This is a genomic window from Polyangium spumosum, assembly GCF_009649845.1.
Classification (GTDB): domain Bacteria; phylum Myxococcota_A; class Polyangia; order Polyangiales; family Polyangiaceae; genus Polyangium; species Polyangium spumosum.
The window spans coordinates 1-11,325 of the sequence record NZ_WJIE01000043.1 but is presented as its reverse complement, the minus strand read 5'-3'; the positions used below and the strand labels follow the sequence as shown (position 1 = coordinate 11,325).

At 65.5% G+C, this 11,325-nt stretch carries 15 protein-coding genes; 13 read left to right on the top strand and 2 right to left on the bottom strand.

The window, feature by feature from the left end; genetic code table 11:
• The 5 genes from GF068_RS44055 to GF068_RS43020 all read left to right on the top strand — a co-directional run.
• Positions 1-228, top strand: a 228-nt coding sequence (locus GF068_RS44055; RefSeq protein ID WP_170320059.1) for a hypothetical protein, incomplete at its 5' end; no start/stop codon positions are given.
• Positions 229-241: 13 nt separating this feature from the next.
• The gene (locus tag GF068_RS43035; protein WP_153825396.1) at positions 242-640 is read left to right on the top strand and encodes a hypothetical protein; all 399 of its coding nucleotides are present in this window, start codon (positions 242-244) and stop codon (positions 638-640) included.
• A 2-nt stretch (positions 641-642) separates the two neighbouring features.
• On the top strand, positions 643-1,308 hold the full coding sequence (locus GF068_RS43030; protein WP_170320058.1) for a SpoIID/LytB domain-containing protein: 666 nt from the start codon (positions 643-645) through the stop codon (positions 1,306-1,308).
• 78 nt (positions 1,309-1,386) lie between these two features.
• Entirely contained in the window at positions 1,387-1,599 is a 213-nt protein-coding gene (locus tag GF068_RS43025; protein WP_153825394.1) for a hypothetical protein, read from the top strand.
• A gap of 429 nt (positions 1,600-2,028) precedes the next feature.
• A complete protein-coding gene (locus GF068_RS43020; RefSeq protein WP_153825393.1) occupies positions 2,029-3,321 on the top strand; it encodes a hypothetical protein in 1,293 nt (430 codons plus the stop codon).
• Here the strand turns inward: GF068_RS43020 and GF068_RS43015 are convergent.
• Positions 3,318-4,274, bottom strand: coding sequence for a hypothetical protein (locus GF068_RS43015; protein ID WP_153825392.1), 957 nt, complete (start codon positions 4,272-4,274; stop codon positions 3,318-3,320). The genes GF068_RS43020 and GF068_RS43015 overlap by 4 nt on opposite strands.
• Before the next feature lie 140 nt (positions 4,275-4,414).
• Here GF068_RS43015 and GF068_RS43010 point away from each other — a divergent pair, with 140 nt between their 5' ends.
• From GF068_RS43010 to GF068_RS42985, 6 genes are all read left to right on the top strand, one after another.
• On the top strand, positions 4,415-5,428 hold the full coding sequence (locus GF068_RS43010; protein ID WP_170320057.1) for a sigma-70 family RNA polymerase sigma factor: 1,014 nt from the start codon (positions 4,415-4,417) through the stop codon (positions 5,426-5,428).
• A gap of 158 nt (positions 5,429-5,586) precedes the next feature.
• The gene (locus GF068_RS47575; RefSeq protein WP_153825390.1) at positions 5,587-5,877 is read left to right on the top strand and encodes a helix-turn-helix transcriptional regulator; all 291 of its coding nucleotides are present in this window, start codon (positions 5,587-5,589) and stop codon (positions 5,875-5,877) included.
• Positions 5,858-6,313: a hypothetical protein gene (locus tag GF068_RS43000; protein ID WP_153825389.1), complete on the top strand. Its 456-nt coding sequence runs from the start codon at positions 5,858-5,860 to the stop codon at positions 6,311-6,313. Before GF068_RS47575 ends, GF068_RS43000 begins: the two co-directional genes overlap by 20 nt.
• Positions 6,310-6,693, top strand: coding sequence for a hypothetical protein (locus tag GF068_RS42995; RefSeq protein WP_153825388.1), 384 nt, complete (start codon positions 6,310-6,312; stop codon positions 6,691-6,693). The genes GF068_RS43000 and GF068_RS42995 overlap by 4 nt, the downstream gene beginning before the upstream one ends.
• Before the next feature lie 158 nt (positions 6,694-6,851).
• Positions 6,852-7,112 carry a hypothetical protein gene (locus GF068_RS42990; protein WP_153825387.1) on the top strand — a complete coding sequence of 87 codons (261 nt, stop codon included), beginning with the start codon at positions 6,852-6,854 and terminating at the stop codon, positions 7,110-7,112.
• A 122-nt stretch (positions 7,113-7,234) separates the two neighbouring features.
• Positions 7,235-8,455, top strand: coding sequence for a hypothetical protein (locus GF068_RS42985; protein ID WP_153825386.1), 1,221 nt, complete (start codon positions 7,235-7,237; stop codon positions 8,453-8,455).
• A 51-nt stretch (positions 8,456-8,506) separates the two neighbouring features.
• On the opposite strand, the gene GF068_RS42980 is transcribed toward GF068_RS42985, so the two are convergent.
• Complete coding sequence (locus GF068_RS42980; RefSeq protein WP_206079678.1) at positions 8,507-8,746, bottom strand: helix-turn-helix domain-containing protein; 240 nt, start codon at positions 8,744-8,746, stop codon at positions 8,507-8,509.
• Between the two features lie 179 nt (positions 8,747-8,925).
• Between GF068_RS42980 and GF068_RS42975 the strand changes: the two genes are divergently transcribed.
• Both GF068_RS42975 and GF068_RS42970 read left to right on the top strand, forming a co-directional pair.
• Positions 8,926-9,180 (top strand): hypothetical protein, encoded by a 255-nt coding sequence (locus GF068_RS42975; RefSeq protein ID WP_153825385.1) that lies wholly within the window; start codon positions 8,926-8,928, stop codon positions 9,178-9,180.
• 396 nt (positions 9,181-9,576) lie between these two features.
• Positions 9,577-11,274: a hypothetical protein gene (locus tag GF068_RS42970; RefSeq protein ID WP_153825384.1), complete on the top strand. Its 1,698-nt coding sequence runs from the start codon at positions 9,577-9,579 to the stop codon at positions 11,272-11,274.
• The last annotated feature ends 51 nt before the right edge of the window (positions 11,275-11,325 follow it).

Genomic DNA, 11,325 nt, shown 5'->3' with positions numbered 1-11,325 from the left:
GTCTTGCCGGTGCCCGACGGCTACGTGTTCACGGACAACCCCGAGCGGAACGAGCATGGCGCATTCAACGCGGTGATCCACGTCCCGGAGGACATCGTCTTCCCGATCAAGCCGATCGAGCTCGGAGGTGTGGTCATGCGGCCGCTCGAGGTGGGGCTCTACGTGCAGCTCTCCCTCAATGGAATCGCGTTCCAGCACCATCAGCAGCAGTCGGGCGTGAAGACCTGAAAGGGGGGATGCCGTGAGCGTGGCGGAGATCAATAGCGAGTCGAAGCATAACGTCGTCGAATCGGATCCGCAGTTCGGCCCGTCGACACATTGCGTCGTGATCATCGAGCAGCCGCCGCTGATGGGGGACGAGCCTCCCCCGCAGTGGCGGGTCTCCGCCACGCTCACGCTTCGAGATCCGGTGTTCGGCAAGGAGGCATTGCTTGCCACGCTGCCCACCGTGATAGTCGGGCCGCTGATCCAGAAGCGGCAAGTGGTCGCCATGGCCAAATACCCGAGCCCGGTGGAACGTTGGACGTTCCGTTTTTCGAGCGACGCGGGACGGGCGACGGCGCGGGTATGGTTGCATCCGGGAAACTCACCGGTGACGGAGTGCGGGATCTTCGTGGTGAAGCACGGGTTGGAGGGGTGAGCGTGGTGATCGGAGAGGAGCCGACCGAGGCGCCGGAGCGTGTTTTTACGTCCGCGGGATGGCTCTCGCTCGAGCGTGAATACGTGCCGCGGGTGGTCGCTGGCGAGCATCTGCACGCGCATCCGGAGGCGAAGGCGGCGCTCGCCATCGCGGCGCGGACGTATGTGCTCCGGGCGATGCGGGACCGGCCGGCACTGGGGCGCACGACGGCGATCCCGAGCGGGGAGCAGTTCCAGGTGTTCGCACGGTATTCCGGCGAGGGCTGTGCCGAGGCGGCGATGCGGACGCGGGGCATCGTGCTTCGCTACCAGGGGCAAATGATCCTCGCAAATCATGTCGCGGGGGCGTATTGGAAGCCGGATGGGTCGCACGGTCCCGATCCGACCAATACTGAGCGATGGGTGACCTACAACGCCGGGCGGCGGGGGCGTGACGTCATTCCGACCCGTCTTTCGCTGCGTTCGCACCCTGGGAATCGCGGCTGCATGGGGCAGCATTGTGCGCACTGGCTGGCCATGCAGGGATACGATTACGTCACGATCCTCCGGTTCTTTTACGGGGAGGACATCGAGTTTCACGAGCTCTCCAGCGGAGAGAACACGGGCCTCGGGCAAGTGCTGTTCGGCGTGCTGGCGCTGGCAGTTTTCGGAATCGCCATGCGGAGGTAGACGTCGCATTGATGTCCCGAACATAGCGACAGAAACCCGAACCTCCCCCGCTTTCGTGGAGTAGACTGGGGGTTCGTCATGACCCCGCTGCGCGTGCTTGTGCTGTCCGCCCTCGGGATGATGAGCGTCGGCGCGTCCGTCTACACGCTCACGCCTCCGCGGCGGGAGCCACTGACCGTGGCATCCCTCCAGGAGCCGCTGGCTTTCGCGCTCGAGCTCTCGACCGAGCTCCCGGCCGAGACCGACGGGGGCCTGATGCCTCCGTCTCGGACGCGGGGCCGTCCCGGGTGATCGCCTCGCGCCCGTCGCCGGCTCCGTCGATTCCCGCAAAACCCCAGGTGCAACGCACGTCCGTCACCATCGATCCCGGCCCCTCCGCGGGCCCGGCGACGCGCCGCTACCTGTGCGCTTTCCCATCTCCCGATCGCTGGTTCATTCTGAGTGACGAAGTCTCGGACGCGCAGATCCGAGCAATGCCGCTCGCCCAGCAGATCCTCCTCGCCGAAAAGCTCCCCACCTGTACGTGCGCGGACCGATGCGAATCCGCCTGCCGCATGAGCCGCGACGCGTCCGCCGAGTGCCGCTTGCGCTGTCCTTGCACCCCGTAGGGCCCCCAGGTTTGTCCCCTCCCCTCGCAGGGTTTGCCCGTGCACCTTCAGCGGACCGGTGATCCCGCTGTAGACCTTGCCGCCTCACGCCCGCGTGCCGTACCCTCGCGCCATGTTTCGTCTCGCGCGCGCAGCGCTCGTGATCGCCGCCAGCGCCGGCCTCGCCGTGCTCGCGGTCCCGGCCTGCATCGTCTCCACGGGCACGATCGGCTCCGACTGCCCCATCGACGACGATGGCAACCTCCTGATCCCGGAGGAGTGTTGCATTTGCCCGTCCCCAGAGGCGTGTCCGAACGGGTTCCCGAAGGACGTGACCGTCCCCGACTACTGCCGCCCCGATTGCCCCGAGGACGTCCCTTATGAGTGCTGTCCGTGCCCAACTCCCGAGTGGTGTCCCGGCGGCAAGCTTCCTGAGAACTCCAGTTACGAGCGGTACTGCCCTGAGGGACCAGACGCGGGCAGCGACGGCCCCATGTCCTCGCTCTGCACCGGCGGATCGTGCGCGCCCCCCAGGCCCGCGGGCTGGAAAGGGCCGATGAGCTTCTGGAACGGGTGGGACATCGAGGCGCCGCCATGCCCAGGCGAAGCGCCGATCCTCGCGTTCGAGGGAAGGAGCGCGCCGCCGCCGCCCTCGTGCGGCACGTGTGCGTGCGATGCGCCCGAGGGGACGTGCGAGTTACCCGAGACGTGGACCGTCAGCTCCGCGGGCTGTTCAGATCCTGGCTCCGGTGTCAAGACAAACTTCGACCCACCGACAAACTGGGACGGGATCTGCAACGGCGAGAAGTCGATCCTCGGTGACAAGCTCTGCGGCGGGGTTCCCTGCGTTCGTTCGATCACGATCTCGACCCCGGTGATCGAGGAGCAGCCATGCCAGCCGCACCTCATCGGGGATCCGGAGCCCAAAATTCCGAAGGCGTGGAACGGCGGACCGGAGATCACGCTCGGGAAAGTCTGCACGAGCGAGAGCGCTCTGCCGAAGTGCATCGAGGCCGAGGGGAAGGTGTGTGTCCCGACGCCCCCCGGCTTCTCCTCTTGTTTGTACCGGGAGGGAGACCACCCCTGTCCGGAGGGCTGGGGCGAGAGGGAGCTTCTCTACGGGCACGTGGAGGACAACCGGGTCTGCTCGCAGTGTGAGTGCAGCGAGCCGAGCGCCGGGTTCTGCAACGTGAAGTTCCGGATCTTCAGCGATGGGGCCTGCACAACCGAGAAGCTCGCAGCCGATGTCTCGACCGGCATGATCGCCCCGTGCCTGGACTTCATGCCGGGGACGCAGCTCTCTGGCAAAACGGCGGCGGTCCTGGAGTACACGAAGGGCGCGTGCACGCCGAGCGGTGGGACCGCTGAGGGGGAGCTCGTGTTGCTCGATCCCGTCACGATCTGCTGCTCGGCGCCCGTCACCTAGAACGCGTACACGAGCGCGCCTCCCCCCATGAACGTGGGTCTCAGCGTTTCCCACAACGAAGGTCTGTGCACATCGAGGCGCGTGCCGAACATCGCGACCGCAAACTCGACCTCGGCGCGTGCCGCGAGGTGCTCCGAAAAGGGCAGCTCGACGGCGCTCCGCGCACCGACGCCGAAGAAGCCACGTACGATGTGCGCGTCGAAGCCCAGGTTGAGCGCCGCCGACCCCACAGCGCCCCCTGCAGCGAAGAGACAACCGAGGAGCGGCGGACGCCTCAAACATGCGCCGCCCGTCACGGTGAACGTGTGCATCTCCGCCTCCGTGAACTCCAACGGCCGGGTTTTCCAGAGCGGCATCCACCGCACGTCGAGTTCGAGCGAGAGCTGCGGGAGCTGCAGGCCCCCGGCAACGCGAAGTCCGGGTGCCGTATCCGGCATGAGCCCGTGCGACACAAGCCCTCCCAATGCCACGAAGACGCGCCTCGGAGCCGGTGCCGCCACGGGTGGCGGTGGTGGGCACGCCGGGCATTGCGGACACGGGGCCGGCTTGGGAGAGGGCAGGGGAGTCGGCGGCGGTGCTGGCGCCTCGTCCTTTTTTGGCGCTGCCGCTCGGATACGGGTCGCCGCATCGAAGGCCGTCCAATAAAGCACCTTGAAACAGTCGGTCGCAGGCGAGTAATCGCGATGATCGGTGGACGCGACGCCGTTGTCGTCCGTGATCGTCGTATCGACCGACTTGCCGCCGTCGGGGAGACGCCGGATCCGCACGACGAGCGCGCGCGCTGCCGTTGGATCGATGGTGCTCACGGGCACCCAGTTCGTCAGGATCGCCGTGAACTCGAACGCGTTCGCGCAACCGGGCAGGGTTCGATCCGCGGTGAGCTCGACGCGATGGTGCGGCAGCTCGTCCGCCGCGAGGGCCGACGACGACCAGGCCGAGCCCAGCACGGCCACGGCAAGAGTGGTGTGCAGCCTCACTCCGCGGCCCCCTCGACGAGAAATGTGGAGGAGTCGGTCGATTTGTCCCGTGATGGAGGGGGAGTTGTGCCCTTTGTTTTCATGGGACCCGTGAACGCGCGCAGAGGCGGCCCTCGGTGCCGGGCATCGACGGAGAGGTCGCCGGCATGACACGCGTCATCGACGACTGCTCGAATGAGCTCGGTATCTCCAGGGAGGCCACGCTCCGGTACCGGGACGCAATGGCCGCAGTCGTTCGTTCGGTTGGGGTCGATTCGGTGCATGTGATGGACGTCGTCCATAATGCATTCCTGCTCGCGTGTCGCAAGCCCAAAGCAGAACGACCCGATCCAGAAGATGAAGAAGCGTACGGCGCATGGCTGAACACCGTCGCGAAATATGCGGCCCTGACGAACCGCAATGAAGCGTCCCGTTCGCGGGAAGTCGCCGCGCCTACCGAGGAGATCGTGCGCGCAATCGAGGCCACAGGCGCGCACGTCGAGCACTTCGAGGCGAGGGTCGACGCATCCAGGGTATTCGAGCGGCTGAGCCATCATGACGGCTCGCTACTCCACGAGCACTTCTACGAGGGGACGACGATCAAGGAGCTCGCGGCGGAGCACGGCGTCGCGTGGGCCACGATGCGAGAGCGAATGGATAACGTGCTCGAGCGGGCGCGCATTACGGTAGACGAGGCTGCGGCGCGGTCGAGGCGCCGTCGGCGCCGGATCGCTGCCATTCCGCTGGCGCTTCTTGGCCTCGTGGCCCGCGAGGCACGCGCGCAGGTGGGGTCGTTCTGGGCGCGGTTGCTCGGATCGCTCACTCGCACTCCTGCCCATTTCATTGCCAGCCTCGGCACGGCAGCCGCGATCTTCATGGCAACGCCCCACGTTGGGTCGTGCGCAGGGGACACGGTCGCGACTCGGGGGCACAGCGCAGAAGGCCGGGTTTCCTGCGAACTCGGACGTCATTCTGGGCTCGTAAGGTCGAGACCGAAGAGTCCTACCCCGGCGGAAGCGTCGCCGAAGACCACGAGTCCACGGCGCACGTCGATCGACCCGCAGACCGAGCCGGGGCGTCGCTACGAGGAGCGCTCCCCGGCGCCCTGGTACATCGCGAACGCGCTTCGAGACGCCGAGGCGACGAAGTAGCGCTTTCTCTCAATCGCTTTTCAGTTCCGCGAATCACGACTCGCCGGCCTTGGGCGGCTTCGGTGTGGCCGCTCCCCTGCTCGCACGATGACGGGTGCTCGTTGGCTGCACCGTAGTCGCCCAAGGTCGACGAGCGCACACACGATGGAGGGACGACCATGCCACGTCGACAAACGACCCATCCGCTTCTTACAGCCCTCGGCACGCGCATCCGAGAGTTGCGCCTGGATCGACGGATGTCCCTGGCCGACCTCGCCGACACGAGCGGAGTTACGAAAGGCGCATTGTCCAGCATCGAGAATGGGCGCGTCAACGCGACGATCGAGACTTGCGCGAAGATCGCCGTGGGGCTTGGCGTCCGGGTGGAAGATGTGGCTGGCGGATTGGAGGACCTGGTGGGGAGCGCAGAAGAGAGCGGACCGAGGAGCCATGTCCAACGCGCTGGATGATGGCGGAGAATGGCAGCGCCGCGCCGCCGCGCTGGATTTCGTGTTTGCGACGGATGGGCGAGTCTACCTGCGTGGTCGCCCGAAGCGGGGCCGTCGTTGGTTCACCGGGCTGGCGCTCACGCGAAGAGAGCTCGCACGGCTCGATTATCGGCCCATTCTGGCTTGGGCAATCAGGGGAAACCTTGCGTTCGGCAGCGATGGACGGGTTTACGTGTGGTGGAGCACGATAGCAAGTACCCACGAGGGACGAGACCTGTTCGAAGGGTACGAATTGACGCATGAGGACGAGCGGCATCCAACGATCCGCACGATGGCGATCGAGGTCGAGCTCAATACCAAACGCTTGGTGGAATGCTGGACGAGGGAAAAAGCCCGACGACCGCCGAAGCGGCGCGGCGTCGGGGGTGGGCGCCGGAGTTCACCGAGGAGTTCATGATGTACGGCCACCTTCTCCGCAGGCTCCTCGAAGTGCTCGACGGCTGGTCCCAGGGTGTGCTCGCAGGAGCCGCGACGAATCCAGGACGAAAACTGGCGCATGCCATCGCGGTCGCGGACGTACTCTCGACGCTGATCCCTCTCGTGCGCCCCGAGCTGAAGTCGACGCCGGGAGCCCCGCCGGATCCTCCCGAGGTCGTCCTATGGCGGGTCCTCACCGTGCTCGAAGGGTGGGCCCTCGGGGTGCTCGCTTTGGCGGGTGACGCGCACAGGAAGACCAGGCGTGAGCGCATGGTGGCGGTCGCGGACGTGGTCCAGGTGCTCGTCGGGCTCGTGCGGCCCGAGGTGGCGGCGATGGCGGAGGACCCTTCCGATCCGTGACGGAGGCGGAGCTTCGTCGGCGGATCGCTGCGGACCTGGGCGTCTCGGTAGATTCCTGACCTATGCACCCCAGGGGTTGCGCGGGCCGCGGCGGTTGCTCGTCGCGACGCACACCAGACCTTGACGCGCCGGTATTGTATCGATGTATCCTTGCCCTCATGCGACGACGTATCCTCAGCGTTTGTGGCCTGGTGCTTCTCACGGCATGGTTCTGGGCAGGTGCCGCGCGCGCCGATGTCCTGCCGAGTCCCGAGCGCCCGGCGGACTGGGACGAGCATCCCGCGCCCACGCCCGAGGTGCCGCTCGAGGAGATGCTGGCGCGTCGGCTCTTGCCCTTGCTCGCCCTCGGGATGGCCGGAGGGACGGCGCTCGCCGCGACGCAGCGGCGGCGCGCCTTCGCCCGCGCGGGGCGGCGATGAAGCGATACCCGGACAACGGGCGCTTCGTGGTGCGCGGGGATCCGGAGGAGGTCGTCAGCGCGCGGAGGGCGCTTTGGAAGAGAGTGCTCTGGGGGCGCAAAAGGATTTTCGAGCCGGGCCCGATGGACGAATTCTGGCTCCACGGGAGCGATCGGCAATCCGGCGCGCGCGTGCTCGTTCATCCGCGGAGCTACCCGTACACCTGGACGGACGACCTCGCGACCGAGGCCGTCGCCCGGACCGTGCAATCGCTTGCGCTCCCTTACACGGTGCCCGTGCTCCACGTGGGTCCGGGCATCGTCTTCGCGGAGCCGCCGCCCGTGCGGCCCTGGCCGTCTTTGGGGATCGAGGCCGCGGCGACGTGCGCGCTCCAGACGTGTGAGGTTGCGGCGCACCTGCATGCGCGCGGGTGCGGCCCCCTGCTCTTCGGCCCGTCGCACCTGCGGCTCGTCGAGAAGGACGGGCATTGGCAGATTCGCTGGCTCGTCCCGGGGTTCGAGGCGGTCGACATGTACGAGGCGCGCGCCAAGGACCACGAACGAGAGCGCGCCCATTCGCGCTTGCTGGGGTCGAGCGCGTCCATCGAGCGCGACGTCGGGCTCATCGCTGGTTTCTTTGTCTCGCTGCTCGCCGCAGTCCCTCCGCCTGAAGAGATCCTCGATCCTGCCCCTCGCGAGGCCTTCCGGACGCTGCGCCGCATTCGCGAGGAGGGGCCCGAGGCCGCCGGAGTGAAGGACGCCGCTTCCTTGGCCGGCATCTTCGCCGTGCTCGCGCGCGTGCCCTCCACCCGTATCCAAGGGTTTCCCGTCGTGCGGGCCTTGCCCCGGGTCTTTCCAGATTGGGACATCGTCATCACCGACGGCGAGGAGCTCTTGAAACCCGGTTCGTTGCCCCGCGACGATCGGGGCTACGTAAAACTCCCCCTCGCGACCGCCTATCACCAGCGCGCGAGCCGCGCCTGGGCCCGGGGAGAGCACGAAGCGGCGCTCGCCGACGTGGAGCGAGCCCTCGAGCTCGACGACCGCGCGCCCTACCACACGACCCGCGCCGTGCTGCTCGACACCCTGCATCGCCGCGCCGAGGCGATCGCCGCGATTGCCATGGCCTTCACGATGGATGCGGAGGCCAAGGAGCGAGGGATCTGGAACAACTACGAGCGATCGGGCCGGGGGAATGCCAAGGACGTGGAGCGGGCGCGCGCGTATCTGACGCGGGGCCTGCTTGTTTTGCGCGCGGGGTCGCTCGACGAGGCCGAGGCGGATGTGCGCCGGGCCGACGAGCTCGCGCCGAGCGCGCTCTCCAAGCGAGCGCTCGCTGCGGTGGCGCGCGCTCGTGCGCGATGACATTCAGACGTGCTGACGTCGGCTCCTGCGGCAGGCGCAGGCCGCGTCTGTCTACTTCCGCCCCTGCCTCGCTTCGACCCCGGAAACAAGACGCGTCATCGTGGTCCCGAGCGCCGCCGCGAGGGCCTGGACGACGTTCAGCGACGGATTGCGCTTCCCTCGCTCGAGCAGGCTTACGTAGGTGCGATGCAGCTGGGCCCGATCTGCCAGCTCTTCCTGGGAGATCCCCACCTCGATCCGGACTTCGCGGACCACTTGCCCGAAGATCTGCTCCAGCCCGTTGCCAGTCACCTTGACGGTCGACGGTCTGCGAGTAGAGACTGGGCGTCTACAGACTATTGTCTGCAAGAAGCGCCGCCCCGAGGGACCTGGGAAATCCCCCGGGGCGACTTGGCCGCAACCCCGTTACGAGCGGAGTCGCAACCCATGTCGCGCTCGTCGCGTACGCGCAGGGGAAGACCCAGCATGCCGTGGCGGAAGCGCTCGGGTATCCGCGGGGGTACGTGGCCGCGGTCGTCGAAGGCAAGATGCACGTGACCGTCCACTTTGCGGGGCAGGTGGCCCGGACGGACGTCAACGCGCTCGCGGGTGGGCCTGCGCAGCTCGGGGTGGGGGAAGCGGCGGCGGAAGGTGCCCCGAAGGAGGCGGAGGCGCCGCCCAAGCCCCTGACCCGACCAACGCGAAGAGATGCGGAGGGCGCGCTCCAGGCCGGGGGTCTGGGGTAGAGGGGTTTTCTGGGCCACGTTTCCCGGCAAGCCGCATGTCACGAGTTCGGGACCCCCGAGTTGGAGCGCAGCCTCCTAGGACGGGACGGATGTCCAGAAACCCCCGCCAGGGGCGCCGATCGAGCCAGAACCAGACCGCCGTGTTGCGTCATCGCGCTCGTGCTCTCGGCAGAGGTTGGGCGGCGCAGCTGCCGGGATGCTCAGCAAATTGTCTTGTGCATCGCAACGTCGTGCGATACAGGGTTTGCTCATGGGCATCGCGAGCGCGCTTGCGCCCCGTCGTGTGGAGGGACGACCTGCTTGGAGGGCGGGAAGTACGAACGGCGGGCGTGTTGCGGAGCACATTGCCCGGCGTTGCGCAAGGCTCCTGGAAACCACTTGATCGGGGTTTTTTACGTGAATGCGAGCGAGCTTTCCAAGTTAGTCCTGCACGCTCTTAAGAGCTGGGCTTCTGACACTCGCATCGGGAGCATAGGAACAGTCTATGCATTTGGAAGCACCGTCAACTCAAGCGGTAAACAATTCGACCAACGAGTCAGCGATCTCGATGTGTTGATTGTCGCCCGCACAGACTTTGCCGCACATCCTGTCCGCCGCCTTGAAGTTTCCGAAAATATCCTGGCAGAAAAGCTAAAGCTTGAGATTATGCTGATGCAACTTTTGCAGCGGAAGGATGCGAGCAAACCAATCACAAGCGTAATACTTGCCGCAGAGGAGGAGGTTCGCCTAAATATCCACAAATCGACCCCGGATGGGTTCTTTACTCGATCCGTATTCTTCAACATTGAGACCGACAAGGCGGAGCCATTTTCCAGCCAATGGCTCTGGGACTTGGACAGGCCCCGCGCCCTTGGAGCACTCAATTGCATTGCCGCAGCCCAGGGGCACAGAAATGCGTTCCTGGGGGTGAGCGCCAACCGCACGATGATGGTCGAAGATTGGGACTCTAGCACAGACCCTTTGCCCAAGCCCCTCGCGCGCCTTGCTGCTCAGCTCCGTCATTGTATTAAAAATTCCAAGACCGGACAAGAGTTTGATGTAAATCGGGGCCTGGACTATTTGACAGAGTTGCTGGGACGCGATGTCGAGGAGCATCCTTCTCTGGTTGAATTACGTGATTGGCTTTCGGTGCGTCGGGGTGGCAAAGGAGATAGAACTCCCCTTACGCCGAGAAACCACCTTCTGTTCCACGAGTTACTCTACCAAGAAGCGATGAACTGGGTCCTTGACCAGTTCGAGCTTCGTAAGCCTGGACGAAAGAGTAAGAAAAAGGTGCATACGGCTGACCGGATCACGCCCACGACTGGCAGCCCCACGGCCGTGACGCTTTCCGTTGATGCAAGCGAGAAACGAGTGAACAGGTCTGACCGGGTCACGCCTAAGACTGGCGGCACAACTGTGCCCGTGAAGCTTTCCGATGAGAAAGTTGCCCCTCCACCCGTACCCGTGAAGCATCCCGCTCGCACTGAAGATAAGCGAGTGAATACTGCTGATCGCGCCGCGCCTAAGACTGGGCGAGTGCCTGCCGCGGAGCATTCTGCACGTACTGAAGACTTGGTGAATCCAGGGTTGTTCGGCAACGAAGCTGGGGAGGATGAGACGCCGGACGTACTCAACAGCTATTTTTTGGAGAAGCCCGACTTCGAGCATTTTTACTCGCCCGCTAACCGGTTCCGAGTTGTGCGCTCTCGCAAGGGCATGGGAAAATCGGCACTCTTGCGCCAAACCATGTTCAAGCGGCAGACTCTTAATAACGACGATCTTGTGCTGTATGTAAAAGGGGGTGACCTTGCGGCGTTGTCCTCCGTCGTGGGCAATTCTCCTGCTGCGCTCGTGCATGGGTGGCAGCAAAAGATTTGTACGCAAATCGCCATCGAAATCGCATCTAAGTTTCAACTGCCGATCGATGACGAGAGGCTGCCTGTCGAGGCGGCGGAGATTGCCAGCTTTCGCGGGAAGAACATCGTAAACCGCCTAATCGATCGCCTCCGCACAAAGGTGGGAGGAACGGTTGGAGAATCCAGCTCCCTAGAGCGCCGAACAGTTCGAGCCCCACCTGAATTACGCGGCCTTCGCGAAGCCGCTGCGACGTAGGATCGCCTCCAGGTTCAGCACGACGGCGTGGCGCCGCAGGTCGAAGAGGTT